We start from the raw sequence: 21,871 nt of genomic DNA on the forward strand, positions 1-21,871 counted from the left end.
GATGGTCGTGGAATCCGCAATCCGGACAGGAGATGTTCGTATCGTGTATCGCATCAACGGTACTGAAATCGTGCTGGTTCTGTGTGTGGGAGCTCGACGCGATGACGAAGTTTACGAAGCCGCATACCGGCGGGTCTGACTTCCAAAAAACCCGCTTCGGCGGGTTTTCATTGATTTCAATTTCGCTAAAAATTGAAATCAAACCCCAACATCCGTACTCTCCATCTCAAATTCCCGGAAATTTGAAATCATGGTCAAGTCGCCGCCCACGCTCATCCAGAATCCATTCGCCAGGATTATCAGCGACCATGCTGATCAGGCAGACGCTTACCTTGAGCTTGCGCAGCCCTTCGATGCGCAGGGGCGCTATCTGCATTTCGACACGCTGCGTTTCAGGTTTCCGAAGTCTCTGAATGCAGATCTGGCCTGGTCGGTCGTCAGGCAAGCCAGGAATCGCCAGCTTGTGACGGCCATTTCTCTAAGTGAACCGTCACGGCCCTGCGGTTTTCTTTATACGCCTGCGATGCAGATGGCTGTGTCTGCCTGTGATCAGAACACGACCACGGCAGCGCTGGAATGGATGTGCTCCAGAATCGGAGAATCCAGACAATTGAAATACCTGCTCAACGATCTGGTCGAAGACGAGGCGATCAGCAGCAGCCAGCTCGAAGGAGCGGCAACGACGACCAAGGTGGCTAAGGAACTGCTGAAAAGAAAGCGTGGTGCCCGGACCCAAGATGAAAAGATGATCATCGGCAACTTCCGGATGATGCAACATGCCTGGGAATTCCGGGACCAGGAGCTGTCGCTTGAGCTGTTAACCGATCTGCACCAAGTGGGCGTCGAAGGGATAGAAGACGAGCGTTATCGGCCAGGCGAACTACGGTCGGTGGATGACGTTGTCGTCGAGGACGGTAACGGCAACATCGTTCATCAGCCACCGCCCGCTCACGGTATTCAGAAAAGGCTTCTGTCGGTTGTCGCATGGGCGAATAAAGAGCACTCGCACATAGACAGTCCAACCTACATTCATCCGTTGATAAAGGCGATCATCCTGCATTTCGTCATCGGTTATGAACATCCCTTTCATGATGGCAACGGTCGAGTCGCCAGGTCATTATTTTATGGGTACCTGTTCAAATGCGGTTTTGGCGGATTCAGGTATCTCGCCATCAGCAGGCTTCTGAAAATCGCGCCGGTCAAGTATGGCAAAAGCTACCTGTACACCGAAACGGATGACATGGACCTGACGTACTTCATCGATTATCAATGCCAGGTCATTGCGCGGGCCATTCAGGAATTTACGAGAAATCATGAAGCGGCCGTGGCAGCAATTGATCGCTTCAACGCGTTCCTTTATGAGTCGGGGCTGTATGCGAAGCTGTCTGATAAACAACGAATAATCTTCAACGCGGCCAACTCTTCAGGCATAACGTCTTTCACCGTAACCGATGTCAAAAACAAACTGGGATGTGCTTACAACACAGCGGCAACTGTGCTGAATGGTTTGGTGGACCTGCAACTGTTTCACAAAGTGAAGACCGGCAGCGAGTGGGTTTACTCGATGATCGATACAACCCAGACAGTCAAATCAAGGCCGTAAACCAACACCCACCTTCCCCACCCCTGCCTCCCCCGGCACCCGCGCCCGAGCTTCTTGCGCCGAGACCGGCACCATCAGGTACTGCCGATAATCCCGGAACGCCTGCAAAGCGGAGGCGTCCTGCGGGCGATAGTCTTCGCCGCTGGCCCGTTGCTGATTCGCTACACAAGGCCTGCCGATCACGCTCATACACGTGCTGTTCTCAGCCGCTGAAACCGGCTCGAACAAAGCGAATGCCGTACCCGGCTGGTCCGTATCGTTGAACAGAGGATGGGCTACGTTTTCGAAGTCGTTCCCCTCTACCAGCAACGTTGAGGATGAGGTACGCGACATGATTGCGCCTTGGTAGGTCATGCGCTGAAACACGTTGTTGACCAGTTGAGCGCGGATTTGAGCATCTTTCATTCCGCCGGAATGCGGTGCCCTGCCGGACGTGTCGTGCAGGTAGTTTCTCGATAACGTCAACGTGTCCTGACTGCCGAGGAACAGCCAGACCCAGTAATGATGGCCATCGCAGGTCGATGAGTAAGGCGTGCGGCCATCGAATTCATTGCTGGAAATAGTGACGTGTGAAGCGGTGCCCCAGCCGGTTACGATCATTTGCCTGCCAATGCGGGCAAAGGTGTTGTGGTCGATCCATACACCATCGGCCTTGTTCAGGGTGAGCGCATCCCCGCCCCATACGACACTGGGGTTGATGTCTGAAAGCGTCAGGTTACGCACAATCACGTTGTGCGCGCCGTCACCGATGAACAGCCCTGTGCCTGCAATGCCCGCCTTGTCGCCTGCACCGATCAGCGTCTTGTTCGAGCCAACTTTCAATGGCTTCAACCCGGCATTGTCGTAGGTCACCATGACCGCTGGCCTGGATTGGCAGAAGTCGTTGGCGCCATTGAGTGCGAGCTGCTCTCCACCCTGCGCACAGGGCTTGACGACACAGCCTGAGGCAGTGGTTTCGGCGCTGCCGTTGGCAACGACGCTGCCACGAAAGTCGAACAGGTGGTCCAGCACAATGACTCTTGGGGTTTGGTCAGTGCACGCACCGTGCGCGTCATGGGACGCACACAACGCTGATCGAAGATCATCAAGGGTCGATGGGTGCACAGCAACTGCCGCCCCGCCACCGGTGACGCCTTTGGCAAAACCTTCCGGCAGGTCAGCCGCTGGCAAGTACTGCGGCCCTGCAAGCGTCAGCAACACAGCAGCAGCGCATTGCATGAAGCGGCTTTTCAGAACAAACGGCAGGGGCCTCATCAACTGAGCTTCCAGGCATATTCGCGGGAGCCGCGAAAACAATCTGGATGCTAAACGGACAGTGGCCCGCATGGCTCATGTTCTGCCGCTTTCGTCAGCCCCTGTTCAGATGAAAAGCGCGGGCATGTACATGGTTTACCGGAACGCCAGATCCATTTTGACGCTGTCGATTCCGCGACCATGCCCATCCGCCTTGATGGCGCTCACGACAAACCCCAGACCTGAATAGAACCCCTGAACGTGCTGGCTGGTATTGATGTGGGCTCGGGTGACACCCGGTAACGATTGCATGACATCCAGCCGTGCCTCGGTCAGAAACCTGCCAAGACCGCTGCCGTGGTGCTCACCGTGCACCATGCCCCATGTGAGCTCGGCCACAGCAGGGTCCGACAGCACGAGATAGCCGCCGCACGCCAGCACAGCCCCCTCGCGTTCGACAACGAAGTAGTGACCCAGCGGAGCCATGAGGAAGCTGGCAAATTGCTTGCGCTCCACCGGGTCAAAATAACGCGGCACGTTGCTATCGAAAATATCCAGACAGATATCCCGGTCCGCGAGCGTGTAAGGCCTGAGCATGTCCATGTGCGAGTCTGTTTTATCCAGAAATCAAAGTGCCTGGCGGAACAGTTCCTGAATCTGCTCAAGATCCGCCGGGCGCGGGTTGGTGAAACCGCAAGCGTCTTTCAATGCATTGGCGGCAAGAACAGGGAAATCCTCTTCCTTGACGCCCAGTGCCGTCAGGCCCGCCGGGATCTCAACCGCAGCAGACAAGGTCCGGATGGCCTCGATCGCCGCATGCGCGCCTTCTTCCGGCGACAGACCACGAACACTGGCCCCCATTGCATGGGCAACATCGGTCAGGCGTGCAGCACTGACGCTCGCGTTGAAACGCTGCACATGAGGCAGCAGCACGGCATTGCATACGCCATGTGGCAAATCATAGAAGCCGCCCAGTTGATGCGCCATCGCGTGCACGTAACCCAGCGAGGCATTGTTGAAAGCCATGCCGGCGAGAAACTGGGCATAGGCCATGTTCTCGCGCGCCGTGATGTTGGTCCCGTTGCTGACGGCCTCTCGCAGGTTGTTGGCGATCAATGACATGGCCTGCAATGCGCAGGCGTCGGTGATCGGCGTGGCGGCGGTCGACACATACGCTTCGATGGCGTGGGTCAAGGCATCCATACCGGTGGCGGCGGTCAGTGACTTGGGCATGGCGATCATCATGTTGGGGTCGTTGACGGATAACAGGGGTGTTACGTTGCGGTCGATGATGGCCATTTTTACGTGACGCGCTTCATCGGTGATGATGCAGAAGCGGGTCATCTCGCTGGCGGTTCCGGCGGTAGTGTTGATCGCAATCAGCGGCAACTGCGGTTTTGCCGAACGGTCGACGCCTTCATAGTCGCTGATGTGACCGCCGTTGCTGGCGCACAGGGCAATGCCCTTGGCGCAGTCGTGGGGTGAGCCACCACCCAGAGAAATCACGAAATCGCACTGACGTTCCCGCAGCAAAGCCAGGCCGTTTTCGACGTTGGCGATGGTCGGGTTGGGTCTGGCACCGTCATACACCACCGAGTCGATGCCCTGCTCCACCAGCAGCCCGGCGACCTGGCTGGCCACGCCGGCCTTGGCCAGCCCTGCATCGGTGACGATCAGCGCCTTGAGAAATCCGTATTTGCGTATGGCGAGCATGGCCTCATCGATACAGCCAGCCCCAATGATGTTCACTGCTGGAATGAAAAAAGTGCTGCTCATGACGGATCCTCGTGAATGGCTCGGACGCTCGGGTGATAGCCCAAGCATCCGCCTTGCGCGAGGCGCGGACGTTGATCCAGCGCAATACAACCGGTCAAAGACCTTACCGCCGGTCGTCAGCGCGATAAATGCTGTCAGCCGAGAAAACCGTCCGCCTGAAGCAGTGTTTCAAGGCACTGCTCACTGATGCCGTAAAACGCCTTGAGCTCCTGGATACGCACCAGCAACTGGGCAGGATTGGCCGGTTCGGCGCGTTTGACGGCGAGGATCATCTTGTTCTTGTTGGTGTGTTCCAGAGAGATGAACTCAAAGACCTTGGTTTCATAACCGCACGCTTCCAGCAGCAGCGCACGCAGGCTGTCAGTGACCATTTCTGCCTGCTGGCCCATGTGCAGACCGTATTGCAGCATGGGTTTCAACAGTGCCGGGCTCTGGATCTGCAAGCGGATCTGCTTGTGGCAGCACGGCGAGCACATGATGATCGAGGCGCCGGAGCGAATGCCCATATGAATGGCGTAGTCAGTCGCGATGTCACAGGCGTGCAGCGCGATCATCACATCCAGTGCACGGGGCGCGACGCTGCGCACGTCGCCGTGCTGGAACGTCAGGCCGGGGTGTTCAAGCCCGGCAGCGGCGTTATTGCACAGCGTGACCATGTCCTCGCGCAACTCGACGCCGGTCACCTGCCCTTGCGCCTGCAAGGTATTGCACAGGTAATCGTGAATGGCGAAGGTCAGGTAGCCCTTGCCCGAGCCGAAATCTGCCACCTTGATCGGTTGATCCAGTTTGAGTGGCGATGAGCTCAACGCATGGGAAAACACTTCGATGAACTTGTTGATCTGCTTCCACTTGCGCGACATGGCCGGGATCAGCTCATGCTGCCTGTTGGTCACACCCAGATCGGCGAGGAACGGGCGGGTCAGCTCCAGATAACGCTTTTTCTCGCGATCATGCCCGGCCGAAGGCGCTTCACGCTCTTGCTGAGCCTTGCTTTTGAACAGCGTGGTCTTGCCCTTCTTGCTGAATTCCAGCTGGACTTCATCGCTCAATGACAGCAGGTGCGCGTTTTTGAACGATTCAGGTATCAGGCTGGCAATAACGGCTACCGCCTCGGAAAGCGGAAAGTTCTTGGTGATATCGCGCGTCTTGTAGCGATACACAAAGCTCAGGCACGGCTGCTCCTTGACGGTCAGTGGCTTGATGATGATCCGCTGCAACTCGGCTTCGCTGCCCACGTATTTGGCCAGGACCAGCTTGATCAGCGCGTTCTGCGACAGACTGGTCTCCAGCAGGCCGAGGAACTGCGCGAGATGATCGGTCGCAGCGATGGGTGACGTGGAGGTAATGACTGACATTGAAAATGTGCCTCAGGCGTCCCGGCCGGGACTCGAAAAATCAGAGCGGCATTTTAGGCGCGTCAACGCGTCATGGGCACCCCTATTTTTCAAAGACTACACACACTGTTCGCATTGCCCTACAGGCCACGGTGAAACGCACATAACCGGTAAAGTAATCCCTGCCGAAAACCACGGGCCATTACTTGCACCGTACAAAAACATCTTTATAGTCGCCCTGACTGATTACACGTAATCAGATCACACTTTTGGAGAACAGTTACTCCAGAAAAATAACCCGCACAAGGAACGTGCAGTATGTTAAGTCAAGCAGCACTATTAGAGAACGAATACATCGCACGGGTTACTTTAAAACCCGTAGAGTACTTGAGCGTCATACTCGATGATGAAAAAAACGGTGGCCGGAGCGCCGCACTTATTCTGACCAGGGAAGACATCCTCAGTCTGAAGCGTTACGAGCGTCATGCCCTGAATATTCCCACCTCGCTTCCTCGTGTCGAACAGCAATTGGGTTTTACGAAAAGTGGTATTCCCGGGCTTGAGCCTAAAGATATGCTGGTGACTTACCGGGCAATCAATAACCATGGCAAGAGCTGGCTGGGTATCGAGGATGACATCAAGCGCAGTGGGTTCGCCATTGACTTGTTTGCCGCGCAATTCTCGGGGCAGGGCCAACAGATCATCAACTACATCGAAAAGATGGATTTTGCCAGACAGATGGATCTGAGCGTTGCCGACTTGACCATCGAAGAGGTCCGCGAAAAAAAGCTGGTTCCCTTGGGTGAAACCGACCAAAAAGTCTGTATCACGCTGGCAGCGTTTCTGAAAAAGACCGCCTCTCAGATAAAGAATCACCAGCACGCTGCAGGCACATTGGCGCAACACATCGACACGTTCAGTACCGTGCTGAGCGTTCAACTCATTCCTGGTATCAACGACAAGGTAAAACTGGCACGTCGCTCTGACCTGGACCAGCAGATCAAGGACCTGGAAAAAGATATCGAACAACTGACGAAGGAGATCGAGGAGAAAAACAAAGAGTATAAATCCGCCATGACTAATGTTGCCTGGGGTGGTTTCGGCGGGCCCATCGGGGTCGCTATCACGGGAGGTATTTTTGGCGCCAAAGCGGAGAAAATCCGAAAAGAAAAAAATCGGATGGTGGCTTCCAAGAATCAGAAAGTTCAAATACTCAAGGAAAAAGTTCCTTTAGCGGCCGCCGTGCGCAGCCTGCAAATACTCTTCGAAGACATGAACATTCGCATGATGGACGCTCATCAGAGCGCCACCCATCTGAAAGACCTCTGGACCATGCTGGCAGCGTACATCGACAGCTCTGCCAATGAACTGGCGGCGATCACTGACGATCAGGCGCTGATGATTTTCGCCCTGCAGTTTCAAGGCGTAGTCACACCCTGGCTGGAAATAAGGGGCATGACGACTCAGCTACTCAAGATATTTGACAGTGCGTTGGATCAGTTTCAACGCGAACAACAACCCGTTATTGTAGTGGGACGATGAGCATGAGCACTAAAACCCTGAGTGAGCTGTTGATCCTCACCCCGCCTGACACTGAAGTCATGAAATCCGCACGCCAGAATATTCTTGCGCAAGTGACCGCGCTAAAGCTGGACTTTCTGCCGGTCATGAAAGAAAAAATGCGGCCGCTTCAGGACGCCTTGATGAGTGCAGACAAGGTCTATAGCCAGGAACTGGCCACTGTCACCGTACAGTTGAATAACGTAAACCTGAAGTCGATCGATCAGAAACGACAACTGATTAAAGCCGACGCAAGGCTCAGCGACAAACAGAAACAACAAGCGATCAGCCTGTTGAACGGGCAGCGCATTCGGCAGGTATCGAATCTCACCACTGTAGTGCGCCGCAGCGCTCAAGCCATTGCCGGGCACAGCGATGATATGGCGCAGATCAACCTGAAGCTGGAAGGCAATCGCTTGCTTGAGACACTCCAGGAACAGATCGACAGCATGACCCTACGCTCAGCAGCGCTGGAAAGCACGATGGGTGAAATCACCGCCGATCGACGCCTGCTTGACGCCACCATCAAGACATTTGAAGAATACAATCTTGCAGACGTGTTCAAGGAAATGTTGCCCACTCCGGAGGAGCTCAATCTGGTCACCATGACATCGCCGGAACTTGCGTTGGTCAACGCCGGGATTGCCAGACTCGGAAAACTACTCGACAGGGTCAGCAGCGCCCTGAAATACCTTGACCTCATTGAAGAACGCGACAGACTGAGGTCGCGCTATAACGCCCTCCTCGAAGAGTCTCGCACGGCTACCCGGGAAGCAAAGGTAATCAAAGAAAAACTCGACGAGTTGACAGCGCTCGCAGGCGTTGCTCAGAGCAAAGCGCTTTGGGTACAAGAGGCGAAAAAGGTTTATCAATCGCTCTACCATTTTCTGGATCAGATAACGTCGCCCGTTGATACTTCGACGCTGATCAGCCAGCAGGTCGAAGAACTACAAACTTACATAAAATCGTTTCACGACGTAAAACGTATTGTCTGACCCGCACGGGTTTCAACAAAGGCAGGTGGCGATCAAATCGACACCTGCTTTCTTGTTCTTAACCCAGCACCACCAGCCTGTTGGGCAGTTCGTTTTTGCCGTGGGTCACCGGAACGTGATCGGCAAGCAACTCGCCACAGGCGTGAATACAACCCAGAAAACCCTGCAAAATCTGCCCGTCCCGAACCTGTTGAGTGAACACATCAACCATGGCCTTCCAGGTGTCGTCGTGCAGGCGACTGGCTATGCCGTGATCGACCAGAATTTCGACGTAACGCTCGGCCTCGCTGACAAAAACCAGAATGCCGGTGCCGTCATGGGTCTTGTGCAGGTTCTGTTCGAGGAACTGCCGACGCGCCAGGTTACCGGCACGCCAGCGTCTGACCGAGACTGGCACCAGCAAGGCGGACACTTTCGGGATGCGGCACGCCAGCGCAACGATAATGAACGTGCTCATCTGTGCCAGCATCAGCTCATCCGCGCTCAACCACTGAACACAGTAATTGACCGTACCCGGCAGCAAAAGGCCGATCAGCCCGGCCCAGATCAGCGGCATGTACGCATAGTCATCGGAACGAGCGGCCAGCACCGTGACCAGCTCGGCATCGGTACGTTGCTCGACGCGGTCAATCGCCTCAGCGACTTGCCGCTGTTCGTCTTTGTTCAATAACGCCATGGTTCACTCATTCCCTCATCCCGAATCAATCAACTACCAGTTGCCTGAAGCGCCGCCGCCACCGAAGCGCCCGCCGCTGAGCTCAGCGGTTCTGTCACGTGCAGGCCGTGCAGCGGCACCGCGCCTGATGCTGATGACCACAATCGCCAACACAATAAGGGTCAGCACAACAGCGAACAGCCAGACCTGGTCGTCACTGGCCTGCTCTTCATAGCCAGCCATCTGCCGTGTCGGTTCAGGATAGTCAGGTATCTGACCGCCCAGCGCTGCGATAACCGCACGGGCACCGCGCTCTATTCCGACAGCAAAGCGGCCATCGTCAAACTCGGGGGTCATCAGCATGTCGATGATCAACGAACTCTGCGCATCACTGAGACGATCCTGCAAGGCAGCGCCGACCTCCATGAACACCTTGCGCTTGTCACGGTCGATCATCAGCAGCACGCTGTCGTCCTCGCCGTGCAGCCCCAACCCCCACGCATCGCCCAGCCGAGCGCCGAATTCCTCGAGGCTCGCCCCCTGCAGATCAGCCTGGGTCACCACCACTACCCGCTCACCGGTTGCCTGCTCGTGGGCACGTAGCAGTCTGGCCAGGCGAACCGTGGTCTGGCTGTCGAGCATCTGCGCAGCATCGACCACGCTACCGGTCATCGGCGGAAATACCAGTGCAGGCTCCTGCGCGTCGGCACGAAATACCCCTCCCAAAAGCATCACCATGTACAACATCAACCGTGAAACAGACTTCAAAATCAGACCTCCGGTGCTTTTTTGAATCTATTGAAACGACACGCCTTAGCCAAAACACAACTTCCCCGGCATAATCCATCGCCGACACCCGGTACGGTCAATAATCGATCAGACAGGGTTTGTACAAAAATCAATCAAATCACCATTTTCGTACACACCTTGGGAAGACTTCGTGCAGTGAAGCGGATGGCAACTATCCTTGCGTCCTGCCCGAACCATAACGCCAAAGGTCCATAACCCAAAAACTGGCTGTCAGACATTAAACGCGAGTTGCTGACAAAAGCCTTGAGAAATCATTCATGAATAAGCTGTGTTTATTAGGTTTTCTGGTCGGTATGGCCAGTCAGTCACTGATGGCCCAAAGCGCTGCCGCCACGGACAATACAACGCTTCAGGCCAAGAATGCCTTCATCGGCAAACTGATGAAACAAATGACTCTGGACGAAAAGATCGGCCAGTTGCGTTTGATCAGTATCAGCGGGGAAATGCCGCAGCCGCAAATTCTCAAGGAAATTGCTGCCGGAAGAATCGGCGGCACGTTCAACTCCATTACACGCTCGGAAAACCGTCCGCTGCAGGAAGCCGCTGTTGCCAACAGCCGCCTGAAGATTCCGATGTTCTTTGCCTATGACGTCGTTCACGGCCATCGCACGATTTTCCCGATCAGCCTGGGCATGGCCGCCAGTTGGGACATGGACGCCGTCGCCCTGATGGGTCGTGTCTCGGCTAAAGAGGCGAGTGCCGACAGCATCGATATGACCTTTGCGCCTATGGTCGACATTTCCCGCGATCCGCGCTGGGGCCGTAGCTCCGAAGGCTTTGGCGAGGACACTTATCTGGTGTCACGCATTTCCGACGTGATGGTCCGGTCTTTTCAGGGCAAGAACGTCGCTGCGAACGACAGCATCATGGCCGCCGTCAAGCACTTCGCCCTGTATGGCGCGGTCGAGGGCGGGCGTGACTACAACACAGTGGACATGAGCATGACGCGCATGTACCAGGACTATCTGCCGCCTTACAAGGCCGGCATCGATGCCGGGGCTGGCGGCATCATGGTCGCACTCAACTCGATCAATGGCGTCCCGACCACCTCCAATAAATGGCTGATGCAGGACCTGCTACGCAAGGACTGGGGCTTCAAGGGCGTGACCATCAGCGACCACGGCGCGATCAAGGAACTGATCGAACACGGCGTGGCCAAGGATTACCGCGAAGCTGCCAAGCTGGCAATCAAGGCTGGCGTCGACCTCAGCATGAACGATGTGGCCTATGGCGAGCAGTTGCCCGGTCTGGTCAAGGACGGCGAGGTCTCCATGAAGGAAATCGACAGCGCCGTGCGTGAAGTGCTGGGTGCCAAGTACGACATGGGCCTGTTCGCCTCGCCTTACGGGCGCATTGGCGTTGCCGCCGATGATCCGGCCGACACGTATTCCGACGACCGCTTGCACCGCGCCGAAGCCCGCGATGTCGCGCGCAAGACGCTGGTCCTGCTGAAAAACCAGAACGACACGCTGCCGCTGAAGAAACAGGGCACCATCGCAGTCATTGGCGGGCTGGCACAAAGTCACCTCGACATGCTTGGCAGTTGGTCGGCTGCTGGCCGTCCCGCTCAGTCGGTCACCGTGTATGAAGGTCTGGCCAATGCGGTCGGCGACAAAGCCAAACTGCTTTACGCCCGCGGCGCCAACGTCAGTGACAATGAACACGTACTCACTTACCTGAACTTCATCGAGAAGGAAGTAGAGACCGACCCGCGCCCGGCGCAGGAAATGATCGACGAAGCCGTCAAGGTCGCCGAGCAGTCCGATGTAATCGTTGCCGTGGTAGGCGAGTCGCGTGGCATGTCCCACGAATCGGCCAGCCGCAGCAGCCTGAACATTCCAGGCAAGCAACGTGATCTGATCAAGGCGCTGAAGGCCACTGGCAAGCCGTTGGTGCTGGTGCTGATGAATGGTCGTCCGCTGGTACTGGTCGACGAACAGGAGCAGGCAGACGCCATGCTCGAAACCTGGTTCCCGGGCACCGAAGGCGGCAATGCCGTGGCTGACGTGCTGTTCGGCGACTACAACCCGTCGGGCAAACTGGCCATGTCGTTCCCGCGTTCGATTGGCCAACTGCCGGTCTACTACGCGCACCTGAACACGGGTCGTCCGTACCACGAAGGCAAGCCGGGCAACTACACCTCGCATTACTTCGAAGAGCCCAATGGCCCGCTGTTCCCGTTCGGTTTTGGCCTGAGCTACACGCAGTTCGACGTCTCGGACATCAAGCTGTCGGATGCCAACATGGCGCGCAAAGGCAAGCTCACCGCCAGCGTGACCGTGAAGAACACCGGCAAGGTGGCGGGCGCTACCATTGTGCAGCTGTACCTGCACGATGTGGCGGCGTCGATCAGTCGCCCGGTCAAGGAGCTGAAAAACTTCGACAAGGTAATGCTCGAGCCTGGTGAGGAAAAAGTCGTTACCTTCACCCTCAGCGAAGACGACCTGAAGTTCTACAACAGCGAGCTCAAGTACGCTGCAGAACCCGGCGAATTCAAGGTAATGATCGGCCTGGACTCACAGACTGTGAAAGAAGCCACTTTCAACCTGTTGTAACGCCCGCCCATTGGCGTGTTGGCGAGCACTCACTCGCCAACACGCCAATGGAGTCCGATCAGGCCGCAACATGACCCTCAAGCATCGCTACTGGCGCATCACCCTTTACGTGCTGTTGATTCTGGCCGGCGCTGCACTGTCGTCCGGACTTGCAATGCGTCAGGCGCAGCGTCATACGCTGTCAGAAGATGCCGCGCGTGCCGGTGGGCAACTGGCGCTGTATGCCAACACCCTGCACACCCTCATCGAGCGTTATCGCGCCCTTCCCTCGGTTCTGGCACTGGACCCGGAAATTCGTGCCGCATTAAACGGCCCGGTGACCGAAGAGGTGCAAAACGCGCTCAACACCAAGCTGGAGAAGATCAACAGCGCGGCGCACTCCTCGACCCTCGAATTGCTCGACCTGCACGGCCTTGCGATTGGCGCGAGCAACTGGCGCACGCCCAACAGCTACCTTGGCCACAATTACGGTTTTCGCCCCTACTTCCTGCAAACCCGAGCCCAGGGCACCGGGCGTTTCTACGCGGTGGGTGTGACCACCGGCATTCCAGGGTACTTTCTGTCCAGTGCGGTCGTGGACGATGCGGGGGCATTCATGGGCGCGATGGTGGTCAAACTGGAGTTTCCGAACCTTGAACAGGAATGGGGCCAGGGTGACGACCTGCTGCTGGTCAGCGACGAGAAAGGCATTGTCTTCATCGCCAATCGGGCTGGCTGGCGCTATCGCGAGCTGCTGCCCATTTCAGTAGAGGGCCGTGCCGATCTGTTGCGCACCCGCCAGTACGACAAGAAATCACTGTCACTGCTGCGCAGTCGGGTGCTTGAGCGTTTCGGTGAAAACAGCCACTTGAGCCGTATTGAAGGCCCGGACGGCGCAACTGATTACCTCTGGCAGTCGCTGCCGCTGCCCGACGAAAACTGGACGTTGCACCTGCTGCGCAAGCCGCCCGTCTCCAGTGAGGACGTTCGCAACGCCGCGCTTGCTGCCGCTGGTATCTGGCTGGCCACTGTGTTTCTGGGCCTGTTTCTTTACCAGCGCTGGCGACTGGCGCGGTTACGCGAGCGCAACCATGACGAACTTGAACGTTTGGTACAAGAGCGCACCCGTGATCTGCAAACCGCGCAGGACGGCCTTGTGCAGTCGGCCAAACTTGCCGCGCTGGGGCAGATGTCAGCGGCGCTGGCTCATGAAATCAATCAGCCGCTGACCGCCCAGCGCATGCAACTGGCAACCCTGCGCCTGTTGCTGGATCAGGGCCGAATCGATGAAGCCTACAAGGCGCTGGTGCCAGTGGATCAACAACTGACCCGCATGGCCGCACTGACCGGCCACCTGAAAACCTTTGCGCGCAAGAGCCCCAGCGGCCTGCGCGAGCGCCTGGACCTGGCCACCGTCGTTGATCAGGCCTTGTTGCTGCTCGAACCGCGTCTGCGCGAAGAACGCATTGACTGCGCGCTGCACCTGGCACGGCCCGCCTGGGTGCGCGGTGATGCGATACGTCTGGAGCAGGTGCTGATCAATCTGTTGCGCAACGCACTGGATGCCATGCGAGAGCGCCCGTCCAGACGCCTCGAAGTACGTATCGATGCTTGCAATAGCCATTGGCGGCTCAGCGTCAGCGACAGCGGCGCAGGAATCGCTGCAGAACATATGGCGAGCCTGTTCGATCCGTTCTTCACCACCAAACCGGTGGGCGATGGTCTTGGCCTTGGTCTGGCGGTGTCATTCGCGATCATTCACGAACTGGGCGGGCAACTGACTGCTGAAAACCATGCCGATGGTGCGCGGTTCTGGTTCAGCCTGCCTAATGACTTTCTGGAGACCTGACCTGTGATGCTGAACTCGGTCATCGTGGTAGACGACGAGGCACCTATCCGGCAAGCCGTCGAACAATGGCTGATGCTGTCAGGTTTCGAGGTGCAGGTCTTCGCCCGCGCCGAAGAGTGTCTGGCGCAGATACCAGAGCATTTCCCGGGCGTGGTGCTGACCGATGTACGCATGCCGGGCATGACCGGCCTGCAATTGCTGACCCATCTGCACGCCCTTGACCGGGACCTGCCCGTCATTCTGCTGACCGGCCACGGCGATGTGCCTATGGCTGTAGAGGCAATGCGCGAAGGTGCCTATGATTTTCTGGAAAAGCCATTCAGCCCGGAAACGTTGATCAGCAACCTGCGGCGCGCGCTGGAAAAACGCCAACTGGTACTGGAAAACCGTCGCCTGCATGAACAGGCCGACGCCAGAACCCGGCTGGACGCCACCCTGCTCGGCGTATCCCCAAGCCTGCAGACCCTGCGGCGCCAGGTGCTGGAGTTGTCGCAACTGCCTGTCAACGTGATCATTCGCGGTGAAACCGGCAGCGGCAAAGAGCTGGTTGCTCGCTGCCTTCACGACTTCGGCCCGCGCGCCGGCAAACCCTTCGTAGCACTCAACTGTGCCGCCATCCCGGAACACCTGTTCGAGGCCGAGCTGTTCGGGCACGAAAGCGGCGCATTTACCGGCGCGCAGGGCAAGCGTATCGGGCGGCTGGAATACGCCGACGGCGGCACGGTGTTTCTCGATGAAATAGAGAGCATGCCGCTGGCGCAACAGGTCAAGCTGCTGCGCGTCCTGCAGGACAAGTGCCTTGAAAGGCTGGGCTCCAACCAGAGCATAAAGGTTGACCTGCGGATTATTGCGGCGACCAAACCGGACCTGCTCGAAGAAGCTCGCGCCGGGCGCTTCCGCGAGGACCTGGCCTACCGCCTGAACGTCGCCGAGTTGCGTTTGCCACCGCTGCGCGACCGGCTTGAGGACATTGCGCAACTGTTCAGCCATTTCAGCAGGGCCGCCGCCGAGCGTATGGGACGTGAGGTGCCCGCCCTGAGCGCCGCGCGCCTGAGCCAGTTGCTCAGCCATGACTGGCCCGGCAATGTGCGCGAACTCGCCAATGCGGCCGAGCGGCAGACCCTGGGCCTGGAAATGACGCCACCGCAGGCCGACACTCAACTGCCGGGGCATTCACTGGCGGCGCGTCAGGAAGCCTTTGAAGCGCAATGTCTGCGTGCCTCACTGACCCGCCACAAAGGCGATATCAAGGCTGTGCTCAACGAGTTGCAATTGCCCCGACGGACGCTGAACGAGAAAATGCAGCGTCATGCTCTGGTGCGGGAAATGTTTCTCGGCTGAGGTGTTTGCCTGCTCCTTACGGCATCTTCAAGTGATAAACGAACATTTCGCGCAGCGCCGGGTCTGCATACTGTTCGCGGCTATATGGAGTCGTGATGGCTGGATATAGGCGGGGCATAATGACATCATGCTTGCCTTGGCTATTCAGCCTACCTTGACAGCACGAAAGATGGGGCATTTTCTACCGTGAATACTCCCCTCGACCTCCCACTGGGAGGCGGCGAAATGGGCAGGCTTACCCGAGAGACAGACTGGTCGACGTCTGCGCTTGGACCGAAGCAAGCATGGCCCACCGCGTTACTGTCTTCGCTGAACCTGATGCTCAGTTGCCCGGACAGCATGTACCTGCTGTGGGGAGCGGATTTCACCCTGTTCTTCAATGATGCTTACAGCCAGGTCTTGCCCGTACCCGCACACCAAGCGCAAGGGCAACCGATCGCTGCGATCTGGGGCGATGCGTGGGAAGCCGTGCGTCCGCTGGCAGAACAAGCGCTCGCCGGGCACAGTTGCCGGTCCGACGATATTCAGCGAGTGCTCGTGCGCGACGGCAAGTCCGAGCAGACCTGGTGGTCGCTGTCCTATTCACCTCTTTATGGTGATAGCGGCCTGATTGAAGGCGTCTTCTGCCGGGTCAACGAAACCACGTCTCAGGTCACCGCTCAGGCCCGGCAGTCCCAGAACGAAGCGTTTACCAATCGGGTTCTGTCGAGCATCAACGATTGCATCAAAGTGCTGGACCTTGATTCGCGCCTGACCTTCATGAGCGAAGGCGGCCAGCGCATCATGGAAGTCAGCGATTTCAACGAGATCGTCGGCTGCCCCTGGCCTGACTTCTGGCAGGACCAGGGCAACCTGGACGCCATCGCCGCAGTAGAAGCTGCCCGCGCCGGCCAGAACGCCAGCTTCATGGGCTCGGCGCAAACCATCGCCGGCACCGTCAAATGGTGGCACGTACAGGTCGGCCCGATTTTCGGCAAGGATGGTAAACCTGAGAAAATCCTGTGCGTGTCTCGGGACATGACCCAGCTCAGAAATGCGGAAGAAGCTCTGCGCACGCTCAACGAGACACTTGAGCAACGCGTGGTCGAGCGCACCCAGGACCGCGACCGCATCTGGCGGCTATCGACCGACCTGATGCTGGTGGCGCAATTCGACGGGATCATTTCCGCGGTCAACCCGGCGTGGACCCAGGCACTGGGCTGGCCGGAAAAACAACTGCTCGACAGCCAGTTTCTGGGGCTGGTGCACCCGGACGATGTGAACAATACCCTGGCGGCCATGAGCGGCCTGGAAAACGGCCAGAATATTCCGCACTTCAAGAATCGCTATCGCCATAGGGACGGCTCATACCGGACCATTTCCTGGACGGCGGTGCCGGACAAACAGTTTATCCATGCCGTCGGGCGCGACATCCAGGCCGAAGAAGAGGCCAACGAAGCGCTGCGGCTTTCTCGCGACGCCCTGCATCAGGCGCAGAAACTGGAAGCCATAGGCCAACTGACCGGCGGTGTGGCGCATGACTTCAATAACCTGTTGACGGTTATCCGCTCGTGCAGCGACCTGCTGAAATCTGCAAACCTTGAAGAGCCGCGCCGGGTTAAATACGTCGAGGCCATTTCCAGCACCGTAGACCGCGCGGCGCGCCTGACCGGCCAGTTGCTGGCCTTTGCCCGCCGTCAGGCATTGCAGCCTGAAGTGTTCGATGTCTGCAAAAGCGTGGCACGCATCGGCGAAATGATGGACACACTCACCGGCTCGCGCATTCAGGTGCACATCGACTTGCCTGCCGAGCCGGGCTTTATCTTCGCCGATGGCAGCCAGTTCGATACCGCGCTGGTGAACATGGTGGTCAACGCCCGTGATGCGATGTCAGGCTCTGGCCGGCTCGTCATCAAGGTTGACTGCGTAACCTGTTCGTCGGCCAGCCTGCCCTCCTCGCTCAGCGCGGGCGACTACGTGACGGTGTCGCTGATCGACACCGGCGAAGGTATTGCCAAGGATAAACTCAGCCAGATCTTCGAGCCGTTCTATACCACCAAGAGTGTGGGCCAGGGCACAGGGCTGGGCCTTTCGCAGGTATTTGGTTTTGCCAAGCAATCGGGCGGTGAAGTTCTGGTCGAAAGCGAACTGGGCAGCGGCAGCCGTTTCACCCTGTGCCTGCCCAGCGTCGAAGCTCATGAGCGCGCAGCAGAAGACTGCAACCTGACGCTCGCCGCACGGCCCGGTTTATGCGTACTGATGGTCGAAGACAATCAGGACATCGGCACTTACACACGTCCGATGCTTGAACAGCTGGGTTTTCAAGTGCTCTGGGTATCGAGTGCCAGTGATGCGTTACAGGAGCTTTCCGGCAACCCGGAAAACTTTCATGTGGTGTTCTCCGACATCGCCATGCCGGGCATGAGCGGGCTGGAGCTGTACGCCGAAATCGAGGCGTGCTACCCCTGGATGCCGGTGGTCCTGACGACCGGCTACAGCACTGAATTTGCAACACTCGCGCAGGACGAAACACACCGCTTCGACCTGTTGCAGAAACCCTATTCCAGAGACGACCTGGCGGCCTTGCTGCACAAGGCCGTGGGCCGCAGCGTGGACCACAGGTCGTGAACGTGTGCCTGAGGGCATCTGGCTGTTCGTTTCGCTGATGCCCACCGCTGACTTTTTTTCGGGTACGAAAGTGCAGTACGGGGTCACAAAATCGAGACAGCGCACGCTGCCTTGATTCAAAATCACGCAAAATAGTGCGACAACCTTCAAGCAGGGAGCGTTTCGAGATGATCGTCGGTATTGATCTGGGCACCACCAACAGCCTGGTGGCTGTCTGGCGCGACGGCAGCAGCGAGCTGGTCACCAATGCATTGGGTGAAACACTGACCCCAAGCGTTGTCGGGCTGGACGACGACGGGCAGATACTGGTCGGCAAGGCCGCACGCGAACGCCTGCAGACCCATCCGGAGAAAACCACAGCGCTATTCAAACGCTACATGGGCAGCGCTCAGGAAATTCGCCTCGGCTCTGGCACCTATCGCCCGGAAGAGTTGTCCTCGCTGGTCCTCAAAAGCCTGAAAGCCGACGTCGAGCGCGCATTTGGCGAGCCTGTAACCGAGGCAGTCATCAGTGTTCCCGCTTATTTCAGCGACGCTCAACGCAAAGCGACGCGTATCGCCGGGGAGCTGGCGGGCCTGAAAGTCGAAAAGCTCATCAATGAGCCAACAGCGGCAGCCCTCGCGTACGGGCTGCACCAGAAGGAAGGCGAGACCTCGTTTCTGGTCTTCGACCTGGGCGGCGGCACGTTCGATATCTCGATTCTTGAACTGTTCGATGGCGTTATGGAAGTGCGGGCCAGCGCGGGCGACAACTTTCTGGGCGGTGAAGACTTCGACAATCTGATGGTCGAACACTTTCAAAAACTGCATCGCAACGAACCGGATTTCCCCTCGCCAACGCAAATCGCCCCTGCCCTTAAGCGCGAAGCCGAGCGGGTTCGCAAAGCGCTCGGGCAGGACAGCACGACCGACTTCGTCCTGCGCCATGCAGACCGGGAATGGCGCAAGACCATCACGCAAGAGCAGATGAGCGAGCTGTTCGCGCCCCTGCTGAACCGTCTTCGTGCGCCAGCCGAGCGGGCGCTTCGTGATGCGCGGATACGCGTAGCCGACCTCGACGAGATCCTGCTGGTGGGCGGCACGACGCGCATGCCGCTGATACGCAAGCTTGCGGCCAGCCTGTTCGGGCGTTTCCCGTCCATTGCGCTCAACCCCGATGAAATCGTCGCTCAGGGCGCAGCGGTACAGGCCGCGCTCAAGCAGCGCGACGCCGCGCTGGAAGAAATCGTGCTGACCGACGTGTGCCCATACACCCTGGGTATCGAGACCACTCAGCAAATCGCCAACCGCTATGAAAGCGGTCATTACCTGCCCATCATCGAGCGCAACAGCGTCGTACCTGTCAGCCGGGTAAAGACTGTCTACAACGTAGCCGATGATCAGGAGCACGTGCTGGTCCGGATATTTCAGGGCGAAAGTCGTATGGTCAAGGACAACATCGCGCTGGGCGAGCTGCACCTTCCGATCCCTAAGGCCAAGGCTGGCGAAGTCGCGCTGGATGTGCGCTTCACGTATGACAACAACGGCTTGCTGGAGGCCGACGTGATGACACTGTTGACGGGGGAACGTCACACGCTGGTCATCGAAAACAATCCTGGTGTCATGACGCCAGAAGAAATACAGGAGCGCCTTCAGGTACTGGAAGCACTCAAGGTTCATCCGCGCGAACAGCAAGCCAATACTCACCTGATTGCCCGACTTGAACGCCTGTATCAGGAATGCCTGGGCAGTGATCGAGAACTCATCGGCTACTGGACCTCGCAGTTCCAGCATGTTTTGGAAAGTCAGGACGAGCGTCAGATCAACGAAGTACGCAAGCAGCTCAAGCAGGAAGTCGATAAGTTCGAGCAGGGCACACGATGATGGACTGCTGGGCCGTTCTCGAGCTGGACCAGGGTGCCGACGAGCGCAGTATCAAACGCAGCTATGCTAAGTTGTTGAAGGTCAACCGGCCCGATGAGGACCCGGTTGCCTTCCAGAACCTTCGTGACGCTTACGAACGGGCACTGCAACTGGCGCGGGCTCGTACTGTGGAAGATGACGAGCCTGTTACACCGAATCAGCCGCTGATAACGCCCTCGCCCGCCCCGCTTCAAACTGCGCCGATCATGACGGCTATCGAGCAACCTTGCGGTATCGATTGGCTTGAACAGGTCAGGCAGACCGACGCGCAGAACCTGCCAACGCGCCATCAGATTGCATTGGATCAAGGGCACAGCGAACGCTTTCAACAGCTGTTATTGGCGCAATGCCTGAACGACTCGGCGCAGCGTGTCGAGTTGATCAAGGCCGCCTTCGAGCACTTGCGCTGGCTGACGGTCTGGCAAAGCATTCAAATCAGCAGTTATCAACAGCATGCATTGGCAGAGGCGATTTTTCACGATGCGTTCACCGGGTTTGGTCTGCTGATCGAATGTGGTGAGCACACACGCTTTCTGGAGGAGCTGCAGGCACTCGAACAGCAACCCTGGCTGACCGAACTGGAGCGCCGCGAGTATTTGCAATGCCGGTGCATGGTGTTGCTGATTGCCAGCAAAAACCTGACGTCGGACTTGTTCGAACAGATCAGTGCGATGTTTGGCTGGAGCATGGGGCATAACGTTCACCCCGGCCCTGAGGACCTGTGGCAGGCGTTGCGGGACCGCTGGGAGGAAGTCGAATACGACGAGTACCTGCGACGAATTCTTGATTCAGCACCACAAACGGCGGAAGCGAAGGCTGCGCACTTGCTGTTCAAGCCACCTCGTCTGGCCGCACGCCTGCGCATGGCAAGAAAGTACGACGAGTCGGTGTGGAATGCCTGCGAGCATATTTGTGAACAACTGACCGTCCGCTACCCGGACATCCTGCAGCGCTACCCCGAGGCAGACCTGAACGCCTGGAAGCTGATGCGTATGCAGAGCGATTTCAGGCCCATGATCTGGGTGTACATCGGAGCGTTCCTGCTGGAACTGCTCGCGCCTCAGCTACCACCAGCGGGTACGGAATACGATGTGGGAACAAGGGTGATGATGGTGTTCCTGTCGCCCTTCTGGACCATGGTCGGCTTCTTCATCTTTATCTGCATCTGGCGTCCGCTGATGGTGCTGGCAGAGCATGCTGATGCCTGGTTGAGCACAAAATTGCTGCCCAGAGCCTTAAGCTGGCCCGGCACCCAGGTATTGATTCTGCGCCACGGTATTCCGTTTTTGTTCCTCGGGCTGTTCTATGCCCTCAGTGGGCCAAGGACGCTTCTGGTTTACCTGCTGCTTGCCGTGCTGTGGGTTGTCTTGTCGCCCTATCGCTACCTTCATCAGACTGCGTCCGCCCGACAGAAAATTCGCCAGTTTTACCTGAGGCATACCGTGTTGGTGGTCTTCACCACAGTGAGCATCATCATGGGCACTATCCTGTTCGCGTCACAGCTGAGCAGTTGAACAAGCTTCAGCTAACCATCGGCTGACACGGCAACAACGCCCCTCTTCGGCAACTTTCCGCTTACTCGCTACCGGGGAGTAAGCGGATTTTTGCTCATCCGTTCGACAAAACCGCTCTGGAACAGGCCCTCACGGTGTGGCACAGCTCCTGCTATGGAA

Annotated in this window: 16 protein-coding genes; 10 read left to right on the forward strand and 6 right to left on the reverse strand. The window is 57.6% G+C overall.

Translation table 11 applies throughout. The features are described 5' to 3' along the window. Together DW49_RS1000000134205 and DW49_RS0109275 are read left to right on the forward strand one after the other, a co-directional pair. Positions 1-139: type II toxin-antitoxin system RelE family toxin (locus DW49_RS1000000134205; RefSeq protein WP_420865880.1), on the forward strand; the 139-nt coding region annotated here is incomplete at its 5' end. 111 nt (positions 140-250) lie between these two features. Next, the gene (locus DW49_RS0109275) at positions 251-1,603 is read left to right on the forward strand and encodes a Fic family protein (protein ID WP_005620149.1); all 1,353 of its coding nucleotides are present in this window, start codon (positions 251-253) and stop codon (positions 1,601-1,603) included. On the opposite strand, the gene DW49_RS0109280 is transcribed toward DW49_RS0109275, so the two are convergent. The 4 genes from DW49_RS0109280 to DW49_RS0109295 all read right to left on the reverse strand — a co-directional run bounded on the left by DW49_RS0109280 (position 1,592) and on the right by DW49_RS0109295 (position 5,967). Continuing rightward, entirely contained in the window at positions 1,592-2,857 is a 1,266-nt protein-coding gene (locus tag DW49_RS0109280) for a pectate lyase family protein (protein ID WP_005620151.1), read from the reverse strand. The two genes, DW49_RS0109275 and DW49_RS0109280, sit on opposite strands and share 12 nt — an antisense overlap. A gap of 135 nt (positions 2,858-2,992) precedes the next feature. Beyond that, entirely contained in the window at positions 2,993-3,439 is a 447-nt protein-coding gene (locus tag DW49_RS0109285) for a GNAT family N-acetyltransferase (RefSeq protein WP_005620153.1), read from the reverse strand. A gap of 24 nt (positions 3,440-3,463) precedes the next feature. Beyond that, on the reverse strand, positions 3,464-4,612 hold the full coding sequence (yiaY, locus tag DW49_RS0109290; protein WP_005620156.1) for an L-threonine dehydrogenase: 1,149 nt from the start codon (positions 4,610-4,612) through the stop codon (positions 3,464-3,466). 134 nt (positions 4,613-4,746) lie between these two features. After that, on the reverse strand, positions 4,747-5,967 hold the full coding sequence (locus tag DW49_RS0109295) for a class I SAM-dependent methyltransferase (RefSeq protein WP_005620159.1): 1,221 nt from the start codon (positions 5,965-5,967) through the stop codon (positions 4,747-4,749). A gap of 297 nt (positions 5,968-6,264) precedes the next feature. Here DW49_RS0109295 and DW49_RS0109300 point away from each other — a divergent pair, with 297 nt between their 5' ends. After that, the gene (locus DW49_RS0109300; RefSeq protein ID WP_024419770.1) at positions 6,265-7,488 is read left to right on the forward strand and encodes an alpha-xenorhabdolysin family binary toxin subunit A; all 1,224 of its coding nucleotides are present in this window, start codon (positions 6,265-6,267) and stop codon (positions 7,486-7,488) included. After that, positions 7,485-8,501, forward strand: coding sequence for an alpha-xenorhabdolysin family binary toxin subunit B (locus DW49_RS0109305; protein ID WP_005620164.1), 1,017 nt, complete (start codon positions 7,485-7,487; stop codon positions 8,499-8,501). The genes DW49_RS0109300 and DW49_RS0109305 overlap by 4 nt, the downstream gene beginning before the upstream one ends. Before the next feature lie 58 nt (positions 8,502-8,559). On the opposite strand, the gene DW49_RS0109310 is transcribed toward DW49_RS0109305, so the two are convergent. Beyond that, positions 8,560-9,177, reverse strand: coding sequence for a TPM domain-containing protein (locus DW49_RS0109310; protein WP_003381663.1), 618 nt, complete (start codon positions 9,175-9,177; stop codon positions 8,560-8,562). Between the two features lie 33 nt (positions 9,178-9,210). Beyond that, the gene (locus DW49_RS0109315; RefSeq protein ID WP_029768470.1) at positions 9,211-9,894 is read right to left on the reverse strand and encodes a TPM domain-containing protein; all 684 of its coding nucleotides are present in this window, start codon (positions 9,892-9,894) and stop codon (positions 9,211-9,213) included. Between the two features lie 329 nt (positions 9,895-10,223). On the opposite strand from DW49_RS0109315, the gene bglX reads away from it, so the two are divergent. The 6 genes from bglX to DW49_RS0109345 all read left to right on the forward strand — a co-directional run bounded on the left by bglX (position 10,224) and on the right by DW49_RS0109345 (position 21,712). Further along, entirely contained in the window at positions 10,224-12,521 is a 2,298-nt protein-coding gene (gene bglX, locus DW49_RS0109320; RefSeq protein WP_005620171.1) for a beta-glucosidase BglX, read from the forward strand. A 70-nt stretch (positions 12,522-12,591) separates the two neighbouring features. Next, entirely contained in the window at positions 12,592-14,349 is a 1,758-nt protein-coding gene (locus DW49_RS0109325; RefSeq protein WP_024419769.1) for an ATP-binding protein, read from the forward strand. A gap of 6 nt (positions 14,350-14,355) precedes the next feature. Further along, on the forward strand, positions 14,356-15,690 hold the full coding sequence (locus DW49_RS0109330; RefSeq protein WP_020325826.1) for a sigma-54-dependent transcriptional regulator: 1,335 nt from the start codon (positions 14,356-14,358) through the stop codon (positions 15,688-15,690). Positions 15,691-15,915: 225 nt separating this feature from the next. Then, positions 15,916-18,297: a PAS domain-containing protein gene (locus DW49_RS0109335; RefSeq protein ID WP_005620177.1), complete on the forward strand. Its 2,382-nt coding sequence runs from the start codon at positions 15,916-15,918 to the stop codon at positions 18,295-18,297. Between the two features lie 167 nt (positions 18,298-18,464). Next, complete coding sequence (locus DW49_RS0109340; protein ID WP_005620179.1) at positions 18,465-20,159, forward strand: molecular chaperone HscC; 1,695 nt, start codon at positions 18,465-18,467, stop codon at positions 20,157-20,159. Then, entirely contained in the window at positions 20,156-21,712 is a 1,557-nt protein-coding gene (locus tag DW49_RS0109345; RefSeq protein ID WP_005620182.1) for a J domain-containing protein, read from the forward strand. The genes DW49_RS0109340 and DW49_RS0109345 overlap by 4 nt, the downstream gene beginning before the upstream one ends. The last annotated feature ends 159 nt before the right edge of the window (positions 21,713-21,871 follow it).

The sequence above is a fragment of the Pseudomonas avellanae BPIC 631 genome, assembly GCF_000444135.1.
Classification (GTDB): Bacteria; Pseudomonadota; Gammaproteobacteria; order Pseudomonadales; family Pseudomonadaceae; genus Aquipseudomonas; species Aquipseudomonas avellanae.

Excerpts from the sequence above, each read along its gene's own strand:
- DW49_RS0109275 (WP_005620149.1), top strand. The coding sequence starts at position 251 with ATGGTCAAGTCGCCGCCCACGCTCATCCAGAATCCATTCGCCAGGATT.
- DW49_RS0109280 (WP_005620151.1), bottom strand. The coding sequence starts at position 2,857 with ATGAGGCCCCTGCCGTTTGTTCTGAAAAGCCGCTTCATGCAATGCGCT.
- DW49_RS0109285 (WP_005620153.1), bottom strand. The coding sequence starts at position 3,439 with ATGGACATGCTCAGGCCTTACACGCTCGCGGACCGGGATATCTGTCTG.
- yiaY (WP_005620156.1), bottom strand. The coding sequence starts at position 4,612 with ATGAGCAGCACTTTTTTCATTCCAGCAGTGAACATCATTGGGGCTGGC.
- DW49_RS0109295 (WP_005620159.1), bottom strand. The coding sequence starts at position 5,967 with ATGTCAGTCATTACCTCCACGTCACCCATCGCTGCGACCGATCATCTC.
- DW49_RS0109300 (WP_024419770.1), top strand. The coding sequence starts at position 6,265 with ATGTTAAGTCAAGCAGCACTATTAGAGAACGAATACATCGCACGGGTT.
- DW49_RS0109305 (WP_005620164.1), top strand. The coding sequence starts at position 7,485 with ATGAGCATGAGCACTAAAACCCTGAGTGAGCTGTTGATCCTCACCCCG.
- DW49_RS0109310 (WP_003381663.1), bottom strand. The coding sequence starts at position 9,177 with ATGGCGTTATTGAACAAAGACGAACAGCGGCAAGTCGCTGAGGCGATT.
- DW49_RS0109315 (WP_029768470.1), bottom strand. The coding sequence starts at position 9,894 with ATGGTGATGCTTTTGGGAGGGGTATTTCGTGCCGACGCGCAGGAGCCT.
- bglX (WP_005620171.1), top strand. The coding sequence starts at position 10,224 with ATGAATAAGCTGTGTTTATTAGGTTTTCTGGTCGGTATGGCCAGTCAG.
- DW49_RS0109325 (WP_024419769.1), top strand. The coding sequence starts at position 12,592 with ATGACCCTCAAGCATCGCTACTGGCGCATCACCCTTTACGTGCTGTTG.
- DW49_RS0109330 (WP_020325826.1), top strand. The coding sequence starts at position 14,356 with ATGCTGAACTCGGTCATCGTGGTAGACGACGAGGCACCTATCCGGCAA.
- DW49_RS0109335 (WP_005620177.1), top strand. The coding sequence starts at position 15,916 with ATGGGCAGGCTTACCCGAGAGACAGACTGGTCGACGTCTGCGCTTGGA.
- DW49_RS0109340 (WP_005620179.1), top strand. The coding sequence starts at position 18,465 with ATGATCGTCGGTATTGATCTGGGCACCACCAACAGCCTGGTGGCTGTC.
- DW49_RS0109345 (WP_005620182.1), top strand. The coding sequence starts at position 20,156 with ATGATGGACTGCTGGGCCGTTCTCGAGCTGGACCAGGGTGCCGACGAG.